This window comes from Corynebacterium urealyticum DSM 7109 (genome assembly GCF_000069945.1).
GTDB classification, from domain to species: Bacteria; Actinomycetota; Actinomycetes; order Mycobacteriales; family Mycobacteriaceae; genus Corynebacterium; species Corynebacterium urealyticum.
In genome coordinates this window covers 2,008,573-2,029,875 of sequence record NC_010545.1, presented here as the reverse complement: position 1 = coordinate 2,029,875, position 21,303 = coordinate 2,008,573, and the positions used below count along the sequence as shown (strand labels likewise).

At 65.6% G+C, this 21,303-nt stretch carries 17 protein-coding genes; 7 read left to right on the top strand and 10 right to left on the bottom strand.

Annotation, left to right across the window (positions count from 1 at the left end):
* Positions 1–11 precede the first annotated feature (11 nt).
* The 4 genes from CU_RS08760 to CU_RS08750 all read right to left on the bottom strand — a co-directional run bounded on the left by CU_RS08760 (position 12) and on the right by CU_RS08750 (position 4,785).
* The gene (locus CU_RS08760) at positions 12–1,103 is read right to left on the bottom strand and encodes an alpha/beta fold hydrolase (protein WP_012360983.1); all 1,092 of its coding nucleotides are present in this window, start codon (positions 1,101–1,103) and stop codon (positions 12–14) included.
* A 118-nt stretch (positions 1,104–1,221) separates the two neighbouring features.
* Positions 1,222–1,980, bottom strand: a complete 759-nt coding sequence (locus CU_RS10675) for an Abi family protein (protein WP_012360982.1) — start codon at positions 1,978–1,980, stop codon at positions 1,222–1,224.
* Between the two features lie 104 nt (positions 1,981–2,084).
* Complete coding sequence (locus tag CU_RS08755) at positions 2,085–3,293, bottom strand: glycerate kinase family protein (RefSeq protein WP_041628524.1); 1,209 nt, start codon at positions 3,291–3,293, stop codon at positions 2,085–2,087.
* A 91-nt stretch (positions 3,294–3,384) separates the two neighbouring features.
* The gene (locus tag CU_RS08750; RefSeq protein WP_012360980.1) at positions 3,385–4,785 is read right to left on the bottom strand and encodes a GntP family permease; all 1,401 of its coding nucleotides are present in this window, start codon (positions 4,783–4,785) and stop codon (positions 3,385–3,387) included.
* 322 nt (positions 4,786–5,107) lie between these two features.
* Between CU_RS08750 and CU_RS08745 the strand changes: the two genes are divergently transcribed.
* From CU_RS08745 to CU_RS08715, 7 genes are all read left to right on the top strand, one after another.
* Positions 5,108–5,959: a phosphoadenylyl-sulfate reductase gene (locus CU_RS08745; RefSeq protein WP_012360979.1), complete on the top strand. Its 852-nt coding sequence runs from the start codon at positions 5,108–5,110 to the stop codon at positions 5,957–5,959.
* Complete coding sequence (gene cysD / locus CU_RS08740; RefSeq protein ID WP_041628523.1) at positions 5,956–6,903, top strand: sulfate adenylyltransferase subunit CysD; 948 nt, start codon at positions 5,956–5,958, stop codon at positions 6,901–6,903. Before CU_RS08745 ends, cysD begins: the two co-directional genes overlap by 4 nt.
* Complete coding sequence (locus tag CU_RS08735; RefSeq protein ID WP_012360977.1) at positions 6,903–8,252, top strand: sulfate adenylyltransferase subunit 1; 1,350 nt, start codon at positions 6,903–6,905, stop codon at positions 8,250–8,252. Before cysD ends, CU_RS08735 begins: the two co-directional genes overlap by 1 nt.
* Positions 8,252–9,022, top strand: a complete 771-nt coding sequence (locus tag CU_RS08730) for a sirohydrochlorin chelatase (RefSeq protein WP_012360976.1) — start codon at positions 8,252–8,254, stop codon at positions 9,020–9,022. The genes CU_RS08735 and CU_RS08730 overlap by 1 nt, the downstream gene beginning before the upstream one ends.
* The gene (locus CU_RS08725; protein ID WP_012360975.1) at positions 9,019–10,089 is read left to right on the top strand and encodes a sulfite exporter TauE/SafE family protein; all 1,071 of its coding nucleotides are present in this window, start codon (positions 9,019–9,021) and stop codon (positions 10,087–10,089) included. Before CU_RS08730 ends, CU_RS08725 begins: the two co-directional genes overlap by 4 nt.
* Positions 10,090–10,506: 417 nt before the next feature.
* Positions 10,507–11,850 (top strand): phosphate acetyltransferase, encoded by a 1,344-nt coding sequence (gene pta, locus CU_RS08720; protein WP_012360974.1) that lies wholly within the window; start codon positions 10,507–10,509, stop codon positions 11,848–11,850.
* 60 nt (positions 11,851–11,910) lie between these two features.
* Complete coding sequence (locus CU_RS08715) at positions 11,911–13,152, top strand: acetate kinase (RefSeq protein WP_012360973.1); 1,242 nt, start codon at positions 11,911–11,913, stop codon at positions 13,150–13,152.
* 439 nt (positions 13,153–13,591) lie between these two features.
* Here CU_RS08715 and CU_RS08710 read toward each other — a convergent pair whose 3' ends face one another.
* The 6 genes from CU_RS08710 to CU_RS08685 form a co-directional block, all read right to left on the bottom strand.
* A complete protein-coding gene (locus CU_RS08710; RefSeq protein ID WP_231837659.1) occupies positions 13,592–14,884 on the bottom strand; it encodes a metallophosphoesterase family protein in 1,293 nt (430 codons plus the stop codon).
* 363 nt (positions 14,885–15,247) lie between these two features.
* On the bottom strand, positions 15,248–16,414 hold the full coding sequence (locus tag CU_RS11100) for a molybdenum cofactor biosynthesis protein MoaE (RefSeq protein WP_012360971.1): 1,167 nt from the start codon (positions 16,412–16,414) through the stop codon (positions 15,248–15,250).
* The gene (moaC, locus tag CU_RS08700) at positions 16,407–16,919 is read right to left on the bottom strand and encodes a cyclic pyranopterin monophosphate synthase MoaC (RefSeq protein WP_012360970.1); all 513 of its coding nucleotides are present in this window, start codon (positions 16,917–16,919) and stop codon (positions 16,407–16,409) included. The genes CU_RS11100 and moaC overlap by 8 nt, the downstream gene beginning before the upstream one ends.
* A 68-nt stretch (positions 16,920–16,987) precedes the next feature.
* The gene (locus tag CU_RS08695; protein WP_012360969.1) at positions 16,988–17,794 is read right to left on the bottom strand and encodes an ABC transporter permease; all 807 of its coding nucleotides are present in this window, start codon (positions 17,792–17,794) and stop codon (positions 16,988–16,990) included.
* Positions 17,791–18,627, bottom strand: coding sequence for a molybdate ABC transporter substrate-binding protein (modA, locus tag CU_RS08690; RefSeq protein ID WP_231837658.1), 837 nt, complete (start codon positions 18,625–18,627; stop codon positions 17,791–17,793). The genes CU_RS08695 and modA overlap by 4 nt, the downstream gene beginning before the upstream one ends.
* A 129-nt stretch (positions 18,628–18,756) precedes the next feature.
* Positions 18,757–21,300: a serine/threonine protein kinase gene (locus CU_RS08685; RefSeq protein WP_012360967.1), complete on the bottom strand. Its 2,544-nt coding sequence runs from the start codon at positions 21,298–21,300 to the stop codon at positions 18,757–18,759.
* Positions 21,301–21,303: the final 3 nt, after the last annotated feature.

Below are 21,303 nucleotides of genomic sequence, written 5' to 3'. Positions count from 1 at the left end.
GTAACGATGTCTCAGCGCTGTTGGGGGTGCGTCGTACCTCCCGCGACCCTCTCTGCCAGTCGCGCGATCGCCGCGTTGACCTCCTTCGGAGCCTCCAAGGGGAGCATGTGGCCCGCGTTGGCGACCTCGATCAGCTCCGCGCCCGGCCACGCAGCAACGATCTTTTCAGCCTGTTCGCGTGAGGTGACGTCGTCGTTGTCCCCGACGAGGACGGTCCCGGGCAGACCGGAAAGATACGGGACGGCGTCGTATTCATCGTGCCCGCGCAGGTCATCGAGGAAGCCTAGGTACGTGTCCAGTGGCGTTTCGTTGATCATGTAGGCGTGCAGGTCGATGACCTGGCGGTTCGTGGGTCGGGAGAACACCGCGATCGCGAGCGCCGGGGCGATCAGGCCGGCGATCTTGTCGCGCAGCTTGCGAACCCGCTTCGGCGAGGCCTTCAGCAGCCCGGCCAGCCAGCCGACACTGCGCAGATTCAGCAGCTCCGGGATACCGTTCGCGGCGAAGCGGTCGATGGCTATGGATACCAGCACGAACCCCGCGATGCGCTGCCGCACGTCCTCCGGGGCATGTCGCAGCGCGGCGAACGCAATCTGCCCGCCGAGGGAGTGGCCGACGAGGATCAGCTTTCCGGCCGGCGCACGCTCGGCGAGAACGGCCAGGACGTCTTCCGCAGCCGTTTCCGTCGAACACAACGAGGGTGGCACCGCACCAGTCTTGCCGTGACCGCGCAGGTCGAGGGTGAGGAGACGCACGCCCGGCAGCTTCTTACGCAGTCCGCGGAACTGGCGGTACCAGGAGTCCGCGCCGAGGGTGAAGCCGTGGATGAACACGATCGTCAGCGGTTCCGCGTTGCCCGTCTCTGCAGTCGAGCCGTGGCCGGGGCCGACCTCGTACCAGTGCAAGGGGATGTCCGTGCCGTGGTCGGCGACGGTGAGGACGCCGGTGGCATCGAGGTCACGGATCCCCGGCCTGACCTGCCGCGGTGTGCTGGACTTCGGGAAGAGGCGGGCTTTCTTCTCCTCGACCCGGGAGCGGACCTCCGTGGCTAGGCTGCTCACGGAGTTGCGCGCGATGCGGGCGAGGTTTTTGGCGTGCTTCATGGGCCTTTGAACCTTATGGTGAGCGGATTGACCGCTTCAAGAATAGCGTGTGAGATTTCTCTGCTTTTCAGCAAGCGCGATGAGCGAGCTTGCCGATAGTGGCGCGAAGAGACAGTTGTTAAGACCAAGAACCCCTCGGGTCTTGCTGGTAAATGCGTCGCACTTTACTTCCTCGGAGAAACCAGCCGGGTATGTTTTCGTCGATTGCGGCGAGCACGGTGATCATGTCGTTCAAGCGTCGATTGACCCGGACATCCAAAAGGTTTTCGTGATGTGCCACACGGTTCCTGAGATCAGTGACCCGTCGGTAGTTATCCCCTAAGCTGATGCCATCCTGGGGAATGGAATGTCCGTCTTGTTGAGGAGCAAGTCTTAAACGCGGAAATGCGACTGTGTACGCGTTGGACCATAGCGATGCAGCCGCTTCCTGTTTCTTTGGGCTCATCTGATGACGGGGGAATGCTCCGAGCAAGGCAGCCCAGTTTCCCAGTGTCAATTGGGCGACGACATCGTCGTGAATGGGTTTCGCGTTCTTCCGTGGATGCCGAGGAGGCCGGTTTCGAGCCGCCTTAGCGGTATTTTTTCGGGCATCAGCGAGCTGACGAGAAATCAGGACATGGATCTCGTTTGCAGGTAAGTCGCGGGAGGTCCAGGAGCTGGTTCCGAAGCGTTGTAAGCACCAGGCTCGGAGGGCCCTATCAAGAGCATTGCGGGTGATCACTTCGAATAGCCCGATTTGAGCATGCAGAGCGCCCGACAAGCGATTATTCCACCGGTACAGCTCTTCAGCGCGGGCTATGTTTCCGCTGGCAGCGTGAGCGAAAGGAGCCAGGCGTTTTTCAGATAGCAGCAGCTGGAGAGCCTCTTGACTGGTCATGGGGACAGTGTATTCTCATTTATGAGCGTAGGACTTGCTCCTCGCAAATACCCCGCAGCGCCTGCTGATTTTTCAGCAGGCGCTGTTGTCATCTGCAGAACCCATCACCTTTCGTTAGAGGTGTGAGCGGCCAGCGTGCGGGCCAGGTTCTCGGCTGCGGTTTCGAGGTTTCCGGCTGTGCCAGCGATGGCCGTGTGGAGTGGTTCCGGGCGCTGGCCGATGGTGAAGATTGCGGTGATCCCGGCGTCGTAGAGTGGCTGCATAGCACTCGCTGCACCGCTGTTTTTCTCCGTCACTCCGACGGAGCCAGCCAGCACGAATACTGGGGTTCCGCCCGCGCGCCGGGCGATGCCCACCGGCACCTTGCCGGAGAGCGATTGGCCATCGATCTGACCCTCCGCGGTGATGATGGCATCCACCCCCGCGGCGAGGGAGTCGAAGCCCACGGCCTCCAAGAGCGCGTCGATGCCGGGGCGGATCTCCGCTCCCAGGGTCGCTACGAGCCCGCCGGCGAATCCACCAGCGGCACCCGCGCCGGGTAGATCCGCGATCGACGTTCCGCAGCTCCGGGCGACAACCTCCGTCAGGTGCTCCGCGCCAGCCTCCAACCGGGCTACGCACTCGGCGTCCGCACCCTTCTGCGGGGCGAAGATGGCCGCGCAGCCACGGGGGCCGAGGATCGGGTTATCGATATCGGCGAGGACCGTGATTGAGGCCGCGGTAATGACGTCCGGAATGCCGGAAAGGTCGAGAGAATGGACATCAGCCAGCGTGGCCCCGGTGGGGAGGACCTCCTCGCCGGAGGCGTCGCGGAACACGGCGCCGAGCGCGGCGACCGCCCCGCAGCCGAGGTCGTTGGTGGCTGACCCGCCCGCCCCGATGAGGATCCGCGTCGCACCGTTGTCCACCGCATCGCGGATCAGCTCGCCGACGCCGTAGGTGGTCGAGTTTTCGACGTCGCGGTCCTCGCCCATCAGCGGCAACCCCGCGGCGGCTGCCATCTCGATGACGGCGGTGCGCTCGTCCAGCAGGGCGTAGGTCGCTGCCACCGGTGCGGCGGTCGGGCCGTGGGGGCCGGAGACCTCGCAGCTCACGCGGCGTGGGAAATCGTTGGTGCTTTCTCCAGCGGAGCCGTGTTCATTCTGGTGGGCCGCGAGCATGGCCTCGACGGTGCCCTCCCCGCCGTCGGCCATGGGGATGGTGCTGATCTGGGCGTCGGGTATCGCCCGCAGGAGCCCGCGGGTGATGGCGGCGGTGGCCTCGCCGGCGCTGAGCGCTCCCTTGAACGAGTCCGGCATGACGGCAAATTTCATGGCTTCGAGTGTAAATCCTTCGTTGGGCATGGTGTGGAAAGCACGAAGCCGAAGCCCCGAAGGGCCTCGGCTTAGGGAAACTGTCGTGGTGCTAGACGATAAACAGGCTCAATACCCACACGAAGAGCATTGCGGTGACGCCCATGAGGCCAGTCACCACGGTCTGCGAGCGGTAGGCCTGCTGAGGGGTCATCTTGGAGAAGTTCGTGACGACCCAGAAGTGCGAGTCATTCGCGTGGGACACGGTCAGGGAGCCGGCGGAGATCGCCATGACGGCGAGGCCGACCTGCAGTGGGGTCTCCAGGCCAAGAACGGGCAGGAGCGGGGCGACGATGCCGGAGGTCGTGACCATGGCAACCGTCGCCGAACCCTGTGCCGTCTTGAAGAGGGCGGCGACGAGGAACGGGAAGAACAGGCCGAGGCCTGCCAGTTCGGTGGCGTTGTTGGAGATGAAGTCGACGACATCCGTCTCGGCGATGACTTTGCCCAGCACGCCACCGGCTGCGGTGATGAAGATGATCGGGCCGACGATGCGCAGGCCCTCCTCGGTGAACCGGTGGAAGCGGTCCATCATGTGGGTTTCAGCCAGCAGGATCACGGCGAGCAGGAAGCCGATCGCGAGGGCGAGCATTGGGTTGCCCAGGAAGACGATGAGGCGCCCGAGGCCCTCGGTCCACTTGAACATATTCGCGATCGAGCCGCCGGCCATGAGGATGATCGGGGCGATGATCGGCAGGACCGAGGTCAGGGTGCTCGGTAGGCGGGTGTAGGAGTTACGCAGTTCCTCGTAGGCGGCTTCGACGTCCTGATCTGGGATGACCTCAGATTCCGGCGTGGTGATCTTCTTGCCGATGTAGACGGAGAAGAAGTAGGAGACGATCAGCACCGGGATGGACACGAGCATGCCCAGGCCGATGACGAGCAGGAGGTTATCCTCCAGGCCGAGGTTGGAGGCCGAGGCAATGGGGCCGGGGGTTGGTGGGATGAAGACGTGGGAGGTGAAAAGTCCCGCCGAGAGGGCGATGGCCATCGCTACGGGGGAGGCGCCGGTGCGCTGCGCGAGGGCTCGGCGCACCGGGTTGAGGATGACGAACCCGGAATCGGAGAACACCGGGATACACACGATCCAGCCCATCAGCTGAATGGCCAGCACTGGGTGCCTCTTGCCGATGAGGCGCACGAGGGCGTCGGCGAGCTGGAAGGCGGCGCCGGTTTTCTCCAGGACGTAGCCGATCAGCGTGCCGAAGATGATGACGAGGCCGAAGGACTTGAAGGTGCTGGAGAATCCTTCGCCGATGAGGCTGGTGATGCCGGTGGTGATGACTTCACCATCGGCGTCCTTCGCATCGAGCAGTGGCACGCCTCCGATGAGTCCGAAGACGAGGGAGACGAAAAGCAGCGACAGGAATGGGTGGATACGCAGCTTGGAGATCATCAGGATGAGCGCCACGATCGCGAGAACGAAGACGCCCATCAAAGGCAATCCGGTCATGTGATTTCTTCGGTGGTGAGGGGGGTATTTGTGAGGTTGATGCTATCGGACGGGGGATTACTTCGTTATTGGGGCTATATTTTCGTCGTTTAGGGCTGGGAAGTAGACCAGGCGGTCTAAGTAAAAGTGCAGGTGGTCGCTCTTTTCTCGGGCGGGCTTTTGCGCTTCTATTGCATGTGTCACAATTCCCGCCTAGTATGTGCCCTAATCCTAGACCGAGCGGTCTGTCTGGCTTTCTACTCCTCCGAGGGGAAGCCGGGCTCACCACACGGCAGAACAAACGACGACAAACACGACGACAAGAACGCAACGAGGAGCCGCAGTGCCGGAGCGCAATTCCCAGGCAGGCATCACTCAACAGCCTCAGCCCCTGTTGAGCCTCAACACCCACAACGACAACTGGCGTGACCCCGAGGTCAGCCCCGCCCAGCCAGATGGGCAGCCTGCCCAGACCACAACCACCCCGATCCCCGACGAACGCCGCCGCTACCACGAGGAGCTGGTCGCCACCTGGAAGGACAAGCTGGACAACGCCAGCGCCGCAGAGATACTCTCCTGGGCAGCCGAGCAGCTGGACGGGCCCGTGGCCATCACCCTCAGCATGCAGGACACGATCCTCGCCGAGCTGGCCCAGCGGGCATTTGATGGCCAGCAGGCCGATGCCGAGCTCGTCTTCCTCGACACCGGGTACCACTTCCCGGAAACCCTCGACACCGCCGCCGCCGTCGAGGAGCGTTACAACCTTCCGCTGCGCCGCATCACCCCGACCCTGAGCCGCGCGGAGCAGGACGACGTGTACGGGCCGAACCTGTACCAGCGCAACCCCACGGCTTGTTGCCGAATGCGCAAGGTCGAGCCCCTCGCGAGGATGCTCGACCCCTTCGAGGCCTGGGTCTCCGGCGTCCGCCGCGTCGACTCCCCGCTGCGTGCGAACACCCCCGTCATCGAGGTGGACCGCACCGGTCGGCTGAAGCTCAACCCGATCGCGGCATGGACCGACGACGACGTCCAGCGCTTCATCGAAGACAACGACCTCATCATCAACCCACTGACTAAGCAGGGCTACCCGTCCATCGGCTGCGCCACCTGCACCCTGCCCGTCGCCGAGGGGGAGGACCCCCGCTCCGGGCGCTGGGCAGGAACCAACAAAACAGAATGCGGACTACACGTATGAGCACCACGACTACCAACGCAGAACCGACCAACGCACAATCCAACACCGAGCTCTCCAGTCCGCACCTCGCGGAGCTGGAAGCCGAATCCCTCCACATCCTTCGGGAGGTCGCTGGCCAGTTCGACCGACCGGCACTGCTTTTCTCCGGCGGCAAGGATTCCGTCGTCGTCCTGGAGCTAGCCAAGCGGGCCTTCCACCCCGCCCCGGTTCCCTTCGAGCTGCTGCACGTGGACACCGGTCATAACTTCCCGGAGGTTCTCGATTTCCGCGACCGCATCGCCGCCGATCCGCGCATCAACCTGCACGTCGCGCACGTCCAGGACTGGATTGATAGCGGCGCGCTGCAGGAGCGTCCGGACGGTTCCCGCAACCCGCTGCAGACCGTCCCGCTCGTCGAGACCATTCAGCAGCGCGGTTACGACGCCGTCCTTGGCGGCGCCCGCCGTGACGAGGAGAAGGCGCGTGCCAAGGAGCGCGTGTTCTCCATCCGCGATGGCTTCGGTGGCTGGAACCCCCGCCGTCAGCGCCCCGAGCTGTGGGGTCTGTACAACGGCAAGCTTCAGGCCGGCGAGAACATGCGCGTCTTCCCGATCTCCAACTGGACCGAGGCTGACGTGTGGCACTACATCCGCGACCGCAAGCTCGAGCTGCCACCGATCTACTACTCCCACCAGCGGGAGGTCTTCAACCGTGGCGGCATGTGGCTCTCCGCCGGCGAGTGGGGCGGTCCCCGCGAAGGCGAGGAGACGGTCACCAAGACGGTTCGTTACCGCACCGTGGGCGACATGTCCTGCACCGGCGCGGTTCTCTCCGACGCCACCACCCCGCAAGAAGTGATCGAGGAAATCCTCACCTCCACCACCACCGAGCGCGGCGCCACCCGCGCTGACGACAAGCTCTCTGAATCCGCCATGGAAGACCGCAAGAAGGAAGGCTACTTCTGATGACCGCCCCGACCACCCTCACCGAATCCACCACGACCACCGGGGCCGATCAGGCGAGCGTAACCGCCGCGACGTCCTACGAGGAAGCCCCGACCCTGCGCCTGTGCACCGCGGGCTCCGTCGACGATGGCAAGTCCACCTTCGTGGGCCGCTTGCTGCACGACACCAAGTCCATCCTGGCCGATCAACTGGAATCCGTGGAGCGCGTCTCCGCTGCCCGCGGCCTGCAGAATCCCGACCTTTCACTGCTGGTCGACGGCCTACGCGCCGAGCGCGAACAGGGCATCACCATCGACGTGGCCTACCGCTACTTCGCCTCCGACCGCCGCAGCTTCATCCTCGCGGATACCCCGGGCCACGTTCAGTACACCCGCAACACCGTCACCGGCATGTCCACCTCCGACCTGGTGGTCATCCTCGTCGACGTCCGTAACGGCGTGATCGAGCAGACCCGCCGCCACCTCACCGTCGCCGCCCTGCTGGACATCCCGCAGGTCGTCGTCGCCGTGAACAAGATCGACGCGGTGGACTACTCCCAGGAGGCCTTCGAGACCGCCGCGGGGCAGGTGCGCGAGCTCGTCGACGAGCTGCGCGGCGCCTTCGGCGAGGAGAAGCTGCCGGTCGTGGACATCGTCCCGATCAGCGCGCTGGTGGGCGACAACGTCGTCTCCAAGTCCGAGAACACCCCGTGGTACGAGGGCGAATCCGTGCTGACGATCCTCGAGGACGCCCGCCCCGCCGCCGCGGCCACCGAGGAGTTCCGCTTCCCGGTGCAGTTCGTCATCCGCGACCACGCCACCGACTACCGGGGCTACGCCGGCCGCATCACCTCCGGCGAGGTCGCGGTCGGGGACACCGTGCACGCTGGTTTCCGCAGCTCCCGCGTTGCTGGCATCGACACCCCGGACGGCCCGCAGCAGTGCGCCACCGCCGGGCAGTCCGTCACCCTCCGCCTGGAGGATGAGCTGGACATTTCCCGCGGCTCCATCCTTTCCGACGAGACCCTGCCCGAGCCGGTCACCCAGTTCTCCGCCCTGGCCTTCCACCTGGCGGATGCGCCGGTGCGGGTCGGTTCCAACCTGCTGCTGCGCTACGGCCCGGCAGAGGTCCGCGCCCGCGTGCTGGGCATCGACGAGCAGCTGAGCATCGCCGATGGCGCGGCTGCGGAGGCGGGGGAGGCCGGGGGGCCGGCCACCGCCCTGGAGCAGAATGACGTCGCCCGCATCCGCGTGGCCGTGGCCGACCCACTGGCGGTGGAGGCCTACGTTCGGGGCGGGCAGACGGGCTCCTTCCTGCTGATCAACCCCTCGACCGGGGATACATTGACCGCGGGTTTGGTGAGCAGCTGATGTGTGCCGAGTCTTTCGCCCAGACTGAGCCGGTGATCGTGCTGGCTCATGGCTCGCGACGCCGCGGTGCCGAGGATGTCGTGCACGCGATTGCCGGAGAAGTTGGTGCGCGTGCTGCCTTCCTGGATTTCTCCGAATACACCTTGGATGCCGTGGTCGGCGAGCTGCGGGCCGCTGGTCACCGTCGGGCTGTTGTCATGCCCTTGCTGTTCACCAGCGCCTTCCACCTGCGCAAGGACGTCCCCGCGGCCATCGCGCAGGCGGAGCGCAACCATGGTGTGGCCCTGCGCGCCACCGAACCGATTGGTTTGGGCGCTGATGTGGCTGAGCTCCTCGTGGCTCAGTGGCGAAAGGCTCACGGCCACCGCGAGGAGGCCGATGCAGTGGGAGATGCGGTGGTTTACGCCGTCGGGTCCTCCGTGCCGGGCGCCAACGAGGCGGTCGAGGATTTGGCCACCGAGGTAGGCCACTTGCTGGGGATTCCCGCCCGGGCGATCTTCGCCACCGGCGGGGGAATTAGCGTGGCCCAGCACCGCGAGGAGCTGGACCAGCGCGCTGGGGCGCAGGCCGCACCCACCGCGGTACTGCCACTGTTCTTCGCCCCGGGCCTGCTGCTGGATAAGGCAGTCGATGTGCCGGGCGCGATCGCTGCGGGCCCACTCGGCACCGCGATCGCCCCGCTGGTGACCGCACGAGTCGCCGCCCTGGCTGGCGCGGCGTCCGCTGCTGCCGCGGCTAGCCACTGGGCTACAGAGAGGGTGCCGGCATGAGGAAAATTCTGCTTTTCGCCATCGCTGGTCTGGCTGCACAGCTCGTGGACGGCGCCCTGGGCATGGCCTTCGGCGTCACCGCCACGACGGTGCTGCTGATCACCGGCATCGGCCCCGCCGCGGCCAGCGCCGCCGTGCACATCGCCGAGGTGGGCACGACCGCCGCCTCTGGCACGGCCCACTGGAAGCTCGGCAACGTTCACTGGCCCACCGTCTTGTCCCTCGGCGTGCCGGGCGCGATCGGTGCCTTCCTAGGGGCGACGGTGCTCTCCAAGATCTCCACCGCGGCCGCCGAGCCGGTGGTGACAAGCTTCCTGCTCCTGCTCGGACTGTGGCTGCTCTTCCGCTCGATCTTCCTCTCCAGCGCCAGGCAGGCGTCGAAGACTAAGGAAGAAAAGCAGCGGGACACCGCGCGCCGGGCACCTCGCACCCGCATCGGCCTGGGTGTTCTCGGGATCACCAGCGGATTCCTGGACGCCAGCGGTGGCGGCGGATGGGGGCCCATGACCACCTCCACGCTGCTGACGGTTGCTAAGACTCAGCCGCGGAAGGTGATCGGTACGGTCAGCGCCTCGGAATTCCTGGTTTCTGTTGCGGCATCCGCCGGGTTCATCTTCGGGCTGGGCCCGCAGTTCCTGTCCCTGTGGCAGCCGGTGGCCGGATTGCTGGTCGGCGGTGTGATTGCCGCACCGATCGCGGCCTGGGCCGTGAGCCGCATCAACCCCACCGTGCTCGGTGGCCTGGTGGGTCTCCTGCTTGTTCTGCTGAACTCCTCGCGCCTGGTGACCGGGGGAACGGTGAGCCTGCGCGCGGTGGAGATCGGTCTGGCCATCCTCGCCGTCATCGTGCTCTGGGGCCTGTGGCGAGGCAAGGCTTGGACTCGCGCTAAGTCGGCTGCCAAGGGCTCCGCCGAGGCGGAAACCGAGGACGACGGTGCAACGCCGGCTGCGTCGGCGGACGCGGAAGGCTCTGCGGAGGCGCCGGTAGGCCAGCAGGGCGTGGTTCCGGATGCGGATTGCCACGCAGACCAGCGCTATAGCCGGGTGCACGCGGGGGGACGGCGCTAGCGCACTCTAAAAACTGCGCTAGCGCACGGGGGATGTCTGGCGAGGCCTGGGGTTGGCCCGCCATGGCCTGAGGGTTTGGGGGGCTTGTGATCCGCCGCGAGGTGGTGCGGTGGCGCTGCCGCTTTCCATCCTTTGAGTGTTCAAACCCGGGAAATACATAGGGGTAGGAAAGGGGTGTAGGTAGGCTGGATACGAACGTGCGTTGTGACGTGCGCTACGTTATTGTTTCTTCTAGAAAGTGAAGCCGATCACAGTAATAGTGGCGGGCTGCGAGCCCACCACCGATATAAGACAACTGTGGTCGGCTAACCGCTACGAAGCTCTGGAGGATGAACTAGGTGACCGTCACAGCAGTCGTGAGCCCCCTGGCTAGCGCAGCAGCGCAGCGCCCCACGATCATCGAGGCAGCTAACGCCGGTGGCGGCAGCAGCGCCGACCTTTTTTGAACACATCCGTCCGTCCCACCCGGACTTCCCTCAGGCTCTGGAATTCGGCAGCACCACCAGCGCCGACGTTCTCGTCGGCACGGGGTCCGTTTCCTTCGACGCCCGCCTCGCCGGCGCGCTGGGCGCCTCTCACATCCTCGTCGCAGGTTCCGACGCCGACCGCATCTCCGTGCAGCAGTCCCTCGGCCAGCTCGTCCGCATCGGTCGTGTCCCGGCGGGCATCGCGATGTTGGAAGGCCCCGCCAGCACCTCCTCCGCACTGGAGTGCGAGGGCGAGGCCATCAGCTACGTCGATCTTGGCAGCGTCCACAAGTCCGAGACTCGCGAGCCGATCGTCGGCCCGGAGCTCTTCGAGCGCAACCTCATCATCCAGGCCCGTGAGAAGAACGCGCACATCGTCCTGCCGGAGGGCGACGACGACCGCATCCTGCAGGCAGCCCACCAGCTGCTGGAGCATAACGTCTGCCGCCTGACCATCCTGGGCGACCCGAGCGCGATCGCTCAGCGCGCCCGCGAGCTGCAGCTGGACCTTTCCGGCGCTACCCTCACGAACCCGAATAGCGGTACCCAGCTGGAGGAGTTCGCCCAGGACTTCGCGGAGCTGCGCAAGTCCAAGGGTGTGACCCTCGACGAGGCGCGGGAGACCATGAAGGACATCTCCTACTACGCCACGATGATGGTTCACAAGGGCCTGGCCGATGGTCTGGTCTCGGGCGCGGCGCACACCACCGCGCACACCATCCGCCCGAGCTTCCAGATCATCAAGACCGCCCCGGGCGCCTCTGTGGTCAGCTCCATCTTCCTCATGGTCATGGACGGCTACCTGTGGGCCTTCGGTGACTGTGCGGTCAACCCGAACCCGACGGCCGAGCAGCTCGCCGAGATCGCCGCGGTGTCCGCGAAGACAGCCGCCCAGTTCGGCATCGACCCGAAGGTCGCGATGCTCTCTTACTCCACCGGAACCTCCGGTGCGGGCGAGGACGTCGAAGCTGTCGCCGCCGCCGTCGAGAAGGCGAAGGCAGACAACCCGGAACTGCAGCTGGACGGACCACTGCAGTTTGACGCCGCTGCCGTCGCCTCCGTGGGTCAGAAGAAGATGCCGGAATCGGACGTGGCAGGCAAGGCCAATGTTTTCATCTTCCCCGATCTGAACAGCGGAAACATCACCTACAAGGCGGTGCAGCGCACGGCGAACGCATTGGCGGTCGGCCCGATTCTGCAGGGCCTGAACAAGCCGGTCAACGACCTGTCCCGTGGCGCGACCGTCCCGGACATCGTCAACACCGTGGCGATCACCGCGATCCAGGCCGGCTAAGTACCCGAGCTACAACATCACTCACCCCTCACCACTTCAGCTTCCGAAAGGACAATCACCATGGCACCCTCCGAGCACGATCCAGCAGCAGGCGAGATCGAATTCGTCCTGGTTCTGAACTCCGGTTCCTCCTCCATCAAGTTCCAGGTCCTGGACCCGAGCGCGGATGCGCACGAAGAGCCGTTCATCACCGGCATCGTCGAGAAGATCGGTGAGCCGAAGGGCCACATTAAGATCGCCACGGCCACCACGAAGATGGAGGACTCCCGCCCGATCCTGTCCCACTCGGTGGGCCTGGAGCGTGCGTTCGGCATGATGTCCCTGCTGGGCTGCGGCCCGCAGGACCTGAACCTCATCGCGGTTGGTCACCGTGTCGTGCACGGTGGTGCGACCTTCTCCGAGCCCGTGCTGATCGACGACAAGATGGTCGCTGAGATCGAGAAGCTCGTCCCGCTGGCGCCACTGCACAACCCAGCGAACATCGACGGCATCAAGAACGCCCGCGCCCTGCTGGGCCACGTGCCGCACGTCGCGGTCTTCGATACGGCGTTCTTCTCCACCCTGCCGGAGCACGCGGCGCACTACGGCCTCAACAAGGAGGTCGCGGACAAGTACAACATCCGCCGCTACGGCTTCCACGGCACGAGCCACGAGTTCGTCTCCCGCGCGGTGCCGAAGATCATGGGCCGGGAGCCGGAGAAGATCAACCAGATCACCCTGCACCTGGGCAACGGTGCCTCTGCTGCGGCGATCCGTGGTGGCGAGGCGATCGATACCTCCATGGGTCTGACCCCGCTGGCTGGTCTGGTCATGGGCACCCGTACCGGTGACATCGACCCGAGTGTGATCTTCCACCTGGCCCGTGCTGGCGGCATGAAGGTCGACGAGATCGATAACCTGTTCAACCGGAACTCCGGCCTGAAGGGCATCGCGGGCGTCAACGACTTCCGCGAGATCAAGGAGCTGATCGACCAGGGTGATCACGACGCCACCCTGGCCTACGAGATCTACATTCACCAGCTGCGTCGCTTCATCGGCTCCTACATGCTGATCCTGGGCCACACGGACGCGATCACCTTCACCGCTGGTGTCGGCGAGAACGCCGCGTTCGTGCGTAAGGATGCGATGGCTGATCTGGAGGGCTTCGGCATCAAGATCGACGAGGACCGCAACCTCAACAAGGAGGGTGTGGAAGGCCCGCGTGTGATCTCCACGGATGACTCGAAGATCAAGGTCTTCGTGGTCCCGACCAACGAGGAGCTGGCTATCGCTCAGTACGCGATGGAGCTGGCCGAGCAGTAGGCCTCGCCGAGAGGGGTAGCTGGTGGCTTGCGAGCCGCCAGCTTCTTCCTTTGTTTTGCACTTCCGTGATGCGCTTTCCCTCAGCCGCGTTTTGCCCGCTCTCATATGCGTTTTGCAGAGTTGGATGTCGTTTTTTTGGGTGTTTTGCGACCTTTAACTCTGCAAAACGGGGGAGAGGAGCACGCGGGAGCGGAAAAGGGGAGAGGGCGCGCGGAGGGCTAGCTATCGAGGCCTACCCAGGTGGTGGCCCCGCTGCGGGGTGTGGTTGTGGCCTTCCGTGATTCGCCCGCCCCTCATCCTTGTTTTGCAGAGTTGAGTGTCGCTTTTTGGGTGTTTTCCGACCTTTAACTCTGCAAAACGGGGGAGGGGAGGGTGCGCGGGGCTCTAGCTATCCAGGCCGACCCAGGTGGTGGCCCCGCTGTGGAGTAGCACCGCGCGGCTAGCGCGGGAACTTCACGTAGCTCGGCAGCGCGGCTGGTTTCGCGATGGGCTGCTTCTTCGGCTGCATGTCCACGCCCATGTCCTTGGCGAAGAGCAGCCGGGTGGACTCGTAGATCTTCTCCGAGTTCTCATTGAGCTCGAACACACGCGCACCGCGCAGGGTGTGCTGCTGCCACGTGCCGTCCATCAGGCCATAAGGGGCGAAACCAGTGCCCGGGCAGTAGCCGAGTTCCACGCCGAAGTAGTCGCCTTTATAGCTATTGATGTGGTCGTGGCCGCAGTAAATGCCCAGGACATCACCCCGGTCGCGCGCTGCGCCGTAGATCCCGGAGTTGAAGGAGCCGTAGTACACGTCCTCGTTCTTCACCCCTTCGATGTTGAAGGTGGACTTGGCCTTGGCGTGGTTGGCTGCGAGGTGCTTGGCCGGGCCGCCGAACCACATGTCGCGGTGCTCGTAGGTGGGGATGTGGAAGTACATGAGGCCAGGGACCTTGGTGCCATAGCGCTTCTCGGCCTCGATGGACTTGCCGACGTACCACTCCACCTGAGCTGGGCGGATGTAGTCGTAGCTGGGAACGTCGTCGTTGTCTTGCACGGGGTCGGCCTCGGGCAGGTAGTTGCCCGAATCGAGCAGCCAAATCGCGAACCTGGCCTGTGCCGGATTCTTGGCAGACGCGATCAACAGTTGGGCATCGGAGTGGCCGAAGGGGCGGTCGGGCGCCACCGGGTTCAGGTTGTGCTTGTATTGGCGAACGAACTCGGCCATGTGGCGCTCATACACGCCGGTGTTGGCGTCCTCGACAGAGTCTTCATCATGATTGCCGAAGGTGATCGCCCACGGGATGGAGCGGGACTCCATCGGCAGGACCACGTTGTTGATGGCTTCGTAGACCTGGCGGGGGTTCTTCGGACCGGAAGTGATGACGTCGCCGTTGATGAGCGCGAAGTTCGGCTTCTCCTGGTCGAGGACTTTGCCCATGAATTCGATGGTGCGGCGGTCGGTGAGGTGGTCGTCCTGAGTGTCGTTGAACTGGACGATCTTGAAGCGGCCGTTGGGCTGGAAGCGCAGTGGGAGCTTGCCGTGGGCGCCAGCGCCTGGGTTGGCTCCGCCTGGGTTGGAGGAGCCGTGGCTGGAGCCGAAGAATGAGCTGTGCGAGGACTGGGCCTGGGTATTCGTCACGAACCCGGTGGCGGCTGCGGTGGCGGCGAGGATGGAGCCGCCGCCCAGCAGGGAACGGCGGCTGACCTTGCGGTTTGGGGTGGCGTTGTCGGATGGCAAGGGGTTATTCATCTCCGATTGTTGCGCTGCTTTGTTGGACAATCCGAGAGGTTAGGATGCCGAGATGACGTGGAATCAAACGCAGAATGAAGTGTCGCAGGGCGGGGGTGGCACGGCTGAGGGGTGTGGTCTTGGCCTTTCGTGATTCGCTCTCCCTTATCCGCTTTTGGTCGACTCTCATATGCGTTTTGCAGAGTTTGATGTCGGTTTTTGTGGCTTTTGCGACCTTAAACTCTGCAAAACGGGGGAAGGGAGGGCGCGCGGGAGCGGAAAAGGGGAGAGGAGAGGCAAGCGAGGCGGGGCTCGCCGGAACCCGAGGGTGGGACCCGCCCACATCTCACAGCCCTGCAGCCCCGCAGCCCCTGCTGCGGGGCTTTAGCTATCGAGCCCGACCCAGGTGGTGGCCCCGCTGCGGAGTTTTTGCTCCTTCCAGATCGGCACCCGCGCCTTAACCTGGTCGGCCAGCTCCGCGGTGGCGGCGAAGGCTGGGCCGCGGTGCGCAGCGGCGACGATCACGAGGAACGCCAGGTCACCGATCTCCAGCGGTCCGGTGCGGTGAGCCACCCAGGCGCGGACGTCGGGGTGGGTGGCCACGACCTCTTCCACCACTTCCCGCAGCACGTGCGCCGCGCTGGGGTGGCAGCTATAGGTCAGGGTGTCGACGAGCTCGCCACCATCGTGGTCGCGCACCACACCCTCGAAGGTGCTGACTGCGCCCATCGCTGGGGTGGCGGTGACGTCCTTCGCCGAGCTGAGCAGCGATTCCAGCGGCTCCTCGGTGATCCGAGTGTGGACGACGACGCCCGTCTGTTCCGCGACGTGCGGCGGATCGGGGACGGCTGGTCTGTGGCAGCAGCCGCTCCCGTGCAGCGTGTGGTTCTGCTCGGCAGCGCTTGACTCAGGAACGTGCGTGGGCGCAGGTGGTGAAGCTTCTGCCGTCGGGGCTTGTGCAGCCTTGGCCTCGTGGTCGCCGCCACCCGCGAGCTGGTCCAGCAGGTGCTCGAGCACCCCGTCCAGCACCTCCAGCCCATCACGCACCCCGCCGCGGGACCCGGGCAGCGTCATCACGAAGGCCGGTTTGGGGCGGTCGACGATCCCGGCGACGCAGCGGGAGAGGATCGCCGTCGGCACCTTGGCCCCTCCGACCCGGAAGAACTCAGCGGCGATGCCCGGCAGTGGGCGAGTGAGCACGCGCTCCACCGCATCCACGGTGACGTCACTGGGGGAGATCCCGGTGCCCCCGGAAGTGAGCACCACGTCGGGTAGTGCGTCGAGCTCCGGGAGGTTACCGGCACCGGCACCCGCAACTCCCGTGCTCCCGTCGCCGGTGAAGAGCTGATCGATGACTGCGGGGACGTCCGCGTCGGCGACGATCAGCGCATCCGGGGTGTCGATGCCCCGTTCCCGCAGCCACTCCACAGCGATGATGCCGGAGCGGTCCTCGTACTCGCCGGCGGCCGCCCGGGTGGACGCGACGATCACCAGCCCCGTGCGGCCGGCGTTCCTCGCCCGGAGTTCCTGCGCCGATTCCGTGCTAGTCATTAACACTCCAATCCCCGGACTTACCGCCGGCCTTCGCCAGCACCCGCAGGCCCGTGATCTCGGCGTGCTTATCCACGGCCTTGATCATGTCGTACACCGTCAGAGCCGCGCTGCTCACGGCGGTGAGCGCCTCCATCTCCACACCGGTGACACCGCGGGTCTTCACCGTCGCGAGAATCCGCACGGCAGGGGCGGGATCGGTGACTTTCTCGAAGTCAATGGTGATCTTGCCCAGCGGGAGTGGGTGGCACAGCGGAATAATCTCCGGGGTCTTCTTCGCACCCATGATCCCGGCGACTCGCGCCACAGGCAGCGCATCCCCCTTCGGCAGTCCGGCCTGGTCGCCGCCGCCGTCCTGGAAGATCATGGCGAGGACGTCCTCCCGCGTCCGCAGGAAGCCCTCCGCCGTCGCGGTGCGGGTGGTCTCGGACTTGGCGGTGACGTCCACCATGTGGGCGGAGCCATCACCGCGCACATGCGTCAGCTGCGGCTGCGGGTCGGACATGTTCTCCACACTCCTTGGGGCAAGAATTAGCTTTCGCTAGACAGCTTAACTTTCGCGGCAGACACGCCTTAGCCACGGCGGCTGGGCTGCACCAGGCGCAGCCCAGCGATACCGCCTACGACCAGAACGTACACCGCCAGCAACACCAGGCAGGCCCCCAGCGCGCGGTCCATATCGTTGGAGCTCAAGCCCAACTCGATGAGCAGCGGCAGGGTGCGGGTCCGGCCGGCGACATTACCGGCAAAGGTCAACGTAGCCCCGTACTCGCCCAGCGAGCGGGCGAAGGCCAACACCAATCCCACCGCAATCCCCGGCCACGCGATCGGCAGAATGATCAACCGCAGCGCCTCGGACCTGCTCGCGCCGTCCACGGCGGCGGCGTCCTGAACGGAATCGGGGACTGACCGCAGCGCCGTCACCGCGGTCGCGACGACGAAGGGGAGGGCGACGAAAACCTGCACCACCACGACTCCCAACGTCGTGTAGGCGAACGACCAGCCCGCGCGATCCAGCAAGGGGCCAAGCAGGCCGGGACGTCCCCAGAAAAACACGAGTGCCAGGCCGCTGACCACAGGGGAGAGCACCAGCGGGGCGTAAACAGCGAGCTGGATGAGCTGCGACAACCCCGGGCGGCGGCGCTGGAGGCGGGCGAGCCACAGCGCCAGAGGGACACCGAATAGCCCGGAGAGCGCGGTGGCGATCGCGGCGGTGGACAGCGAGAGCCCCAGCGAGGTCAGCACCTCAGGGGCGGTGACGAGCTGCAGCGCCTTCGGCCACGGAATGTTGAGCAGCAGCCCCAGCATCGGGCCCGCGATCAGCGCGAAGGCCGGGACTGCTAGCGCGAGTGTCCAGAGGGGGAAGGCGCGTGTGCTCACTCTTCGGACTCTCCAGGGCCGAAGCCGTGCTCAGCGAGGATGCGCTGGGCTTCTGGGGAGGCGAGCCAGCGGACGAACTCGGTGGCGGAGTGATTCGCCCCGGCATCCGTGCTGGCAGCGGGGTACTTATTCGGGGAAACGTGCTCGGCCGGCAGGGTGGTGATCTTCTTGCCCTGGCGCTGGATGGCGGCGGCGTCGGAGGCGTAGATAAAGCCCGCGTCCACCTGGCCGGTGGCGACCTTGGTGGCGACGTTCGAGACGTTGGCCTCTTCGGAGGGGTTCTGCAGCTCGATTGGGGTGCCGGCCTTCTTCAGCGCCTCGTGGGCGAGGGTGCCGCACGGGACCTCCGGGGCGCAGATGGCGACGCGCGCGCCCGTGGCGAGGTCCTTGAGCGACGTGATCTTTGTCTTGGGGTTTTCCGCGACGGCCAGGACTAGCTGGTTGGTGGCGACGATGCGTGGCTCGTCGCGGTCCGTGACCTTGCTGAACTCCGGGAGTTTCAGGGCCTTGTCCATATTCTTCTCGTCGGCGGAGATGAAGGCATCCGCGGGGGAGCCCTGCTCAATCTGGCGGACGAGGGCGGAGGAGCCGGCGAAATTCCACTCGATCTGCTGGCCGTCGTGCTCGTCGGCGTAGGCCTGCTGCAGGTCATCGCCGGCAACGCTCAGCGAAGCGGCGGCGAAGACGCGCAGGGGTTCGTCGTTTGCTTCTTCCGAGGAGCAGGCGGCGAGGACGAGCATCCCCGCGAGTGCGGCGGCGAACGCAGCGACGACGCGCCGGGCACGGCGGGTGAATTTTTCCCCGGTGCTGCGGCGCACGGTGCGGATCATCATGGTTCTGATCTTAGGCGAGCGCCTGGACGCCAGCGCCCAGTGCTTCACAAGCGCCCCAATTTCAGCCTCCGCAGGCAGGCATTCGCGAAGCAACGGGGGCGGGGTTGGGGAGGGGGCGCTACAAACGCATCAGAACCAGGTGCGCGGGCGGATCATATTCGCCATATCCACCAGCCGGAAGCGGTGCAGATCGAAGTGCGCTTGGCGCGCCAGCATCCGCAGCCCCTGCTCCAGGCCCAGCCGCAGCCCACGCTCCGTGAATGGCACGTCGAAGAGCGGGCTTTCGCTGCTGACATCGTTGCCCTTCTTCTTATTGATGTAAATCCAGTTCAGCCCTGCCAGCATCACCGCGAGTCGGACCTGCTGCATCCGGGGCTCGTTCGTCGGCATGATCTCCAGCCGTCGCGCAGCACGCCGGATCCGGGACTCCGAGAGCCTACTGCGGTCGCTGATCAGCATGAGAATGCTGGTCAGCCGCGCCAGCCGGTGGTGCCGCGAAGCCACTGGCACCCGGTCCAGCACACCCACCGCGGCATCCACCAGGCCTTCAGCGGCAAGCTGCCGCGCGAGCCCGAAGGCAGAGGACACGGTCGTCGGGTTCGTCGCCCACACCAGCCCGTACAAGCGCATCGTCTGCATCCGCAGCGTGGCGGGATCCTGCGACAAGTGCCGCGCTGGGGGAACCTTCACATCCTCGGTCATCGGCGTGCGGTAGGCATAGGACAGCATCGCGCCGAGTTGGGCGGTCTCGTCGTCGAGCAGCTTGGTGGTGTTGACCCCCTGTTGCTGCATGAGCAGCTCGTTCGTCGCCGCGAGCGCCAGCTTCGGTGCCGGCTCGCCGGGCAGCAGATGCAGCACTTCGTTGAAGTGGTACTGCGCGGTGACGAAGTCGCTGCGCAGCAACGCCGCCACACCGGAGAGCCACCGGAAGCGCCAGTCACCGCCCAGCCAATCCTGTACCTCGTCGAGCTTGTCCTGTGCCTCCTGGGCTTGCCCCATGTCGAGCCGCGCCCGCACCATCGTCAGCGGGATCTCCACGGAGCTGGACATCTGCGGTTGCTTGGCTGCGGACTCCAGCGTGTCCAGCACTTCCCCAGGCTCTGTGTAGCGTGCGGCGGAGAGCAGCGACGCGCCGGGGTCGCTTGGGTCGGTCAGCGGCAGCGGGAGCGCGGCGATGACTTCAGAGGCAGCGATCTGCACGGATCGTGGGATGCCGTCGATGAGCTGGTCGGTGCGGAAGAGCATGTGCTTCGTGCCGTAGGTGGAGCGCTGCGCGGTGAAGCGGGTGTCCAGGTGCGCGTACTGCACCCGGTCCCGGATCGCCAGCACCTCGCGCAGCACGCCGACCATCTGGTTCGCGAGCGTGACCGCGGAGCTGAAGCGCTTATTCGGGTCCGGGTCGGTGGCCCGGAGAAGCAGCCGGTAGAGGGACATGTACCGCTGGAATAGTGGTTCCTCTTCCGGGGTGGGCAGCTCGGGGTCGTAGGCGCCATTGGTGATGGGGAGGTTCACGACCAGCGAGGCCAAGGTCCGCCCCACGGTGTAGATATCGCTGGCCACGGTCGGCCCGGTGCTGGCGATCTCGGGCGCCTGGAAGCCCTTGGTGCCGAAGATGTGCCCGTACGCCCCGATGCCGCTGACCGCGCCGAGGTCGATGAGTTTGACCTGGTCCTCGGTGATGATGATGTTGTCGGGCTTGAGGTCGTTATAAACCACCCCGCGGGAATGCAGGTAGTCCAGGGCAGGCAGGACCTCCAGCATGTAGCCGATGGCGATGTCCACCGGCAGGGTGTTGTCGGGGGATTCGCGGCGCCGTTCGCGCAGGGAAGGCCCGCCCACGAACTCCATGACGATGAATCCGCCGGGGGAGCGAGGATCGTCGATGAAGTTGAAAATCTTCACGATGCCGGGGTGGGTGATGTCCGCGAGGAAGGCGCGTTCGGAGTCGGCGACGGCGCGTTCGTGCTCGTTCTCGGTCGCCATCAGGCCCTTGAGGACGACGTAGCGGTTCGCGACGTTGTGGTCGGTCGCGATGTAGATCCATCCCAGGCCGCCGTGGGCGATGGGGCCCAGGATTTCGTATTGTCCTGCGATGAGGTCCCCGGCCTTCAGCGTGGGAGGGTCGATGCCCTTCGCGATGGCCGCGCTGGGGTCAATGATCGCTTCTTCGGGGTCGGTGGGCGTGATGAACGGCAGGTGAACCATGCCGTCGGCGACGTTCTTGCCCTCACGCGCTGCGCCGCGCAGTTCGCGGAAGGTGGAGAGCGCCTCCCTGCGGGAGCGTTCCCCGGAGTCGACTTTGACGGGGTCGGTGGTGGCCCCGCTGGTGCTGCTGCCGACCTCGGTGGCGGAGGTGGGGACATCGGCCTGGCTGCGTCCTTGGGAGGTGCTGCCGGGCTCGATGAGGTCGGAGAGGTCGCCGAGGTCCGCGAGGTCGAATTCTTCCTCGTCATCGTCGTCGGCGAAGGGGTCGAAGACGACGGCCTCGGTACCGCTTTCGCCGTCCTCCTCGTCTTCCTTCCCGGCGCGGGGTTCGGTCGCCGGGCCGGTGGCCACGTCCGGTTCCGTGCGTTCCGTGGTGGCACCGGTGACGGCCTCCGGCCCGGTCACCGCCTCCGGTTCGGTGCGGTCCTGCTCCTGGACGTTCTGCTCCGGTGCGTCCTTCTCGCTCATCTC

What these genes read in the sequence shown, in the direction of transcription:
- CU_RS08760 (WP_012360983.1), bottom strand. Translation starts at nt 1,103, where the DNA reads ATGAAGCACGCCAAAAACCTCGCCCGCATCGCGCGCAACTCCGTGAGC.
- CU_RS10675 (WP_012360982.1), bottom strand. Translation starts at nt 1,980, where the DNA reads ATGACCAGTCAAGAGGCTCTCCAGCTGCTGCTATCTGAAAAACGCCTG.
- CU_RS08755 (WP_041628524.1), bottom strand. Translation starts at nt 3,293, where the DNA reads ATGAAATTTGCCGTCATGCCGGACTCGTTCAAGGGAGCGCTCAGCGCC.
- CU_RS08750 (WP_012360980.1), bottom strand. Translation starts at nt 4,785, where the DNA reads ATGACCGGATTGCCTTTGATGGGCGTCTTCGTTCTCGCGATCGTGGCG.
- cysD (WP_041628523.1), top strand. Translation starts at nt 5,956, where the DNA reads ATGAGCACCACGACTACCAACGCAGAACCGACCAACGCACAATCCAAC.
- CU_RS08735 (WP_012360977.1), top strand. Translation starts at nt 6,903, where the DNA reads ATGACCGCCCCGACCACCCTCACCGAATCCACCACGACCACCGGGGCC.
- CU_RS08730 (WP_012360976.1), top strand. Translation starts at nt 8,252, where the DNA reads ATGTGTGCCGAGTCTTTCGCCCAGACTGAGCCGGTGATCGTGCTGGCT.
- CU_RS08725 (WP_012360975.1), top strand. Translation starts at nt 9,019, where the DNA reads ATGAGGAAAATTCTGCTTTTCGCCATCGCTGGTCTGGCTGCACAGCTC.
- CU_RS08715 (WP_012360973.1), top strand. Translation starts at nt 11,911, where the DNA reads ATGGCACCCTCCGAGCACGATCCAGCAGCAGGCGAGATCGAATTCGTC.
- CU_RS08710 (WP_231837659.1), bottom strand. Translation starts at nt 14,884, where the DNA reads ATGAATAACCCCTTGCCATCCGACAACGCCACCCCAAACCGCAAGGTC.
- CU_RS11100 (WP_012360971.1), bottom strand. Translation starts at nt 16,414, where the DNA reads ATGACTAGCACGGAATCGGCGCAGGAACTCCGGGCGAGGAACGCCGGC.
- moaC (WP_012360970.1), bottom strand. Translation starts at nt 16,919, where the DNA reads ATGTCCGACCCGCAGCCGCAGCTGACGCATGTGCGCGGTGATGGCTCC.
- modA (WP_231837658.1), bottom strand. Translation starts at nt 18,627, where the DNA reads ATGATGATCCGCACCGTGCGCCGCAGCACCGGGGAAAAATTCACCCGC.
- CU_RS08685 (WP_012360967.1), bottom strand. Translation starts at nt 21,300, where the DNA reads ATGAGCGAGAAGGACGCACCGGAGCAGAACGTCCAGGAGCAGGACCGC.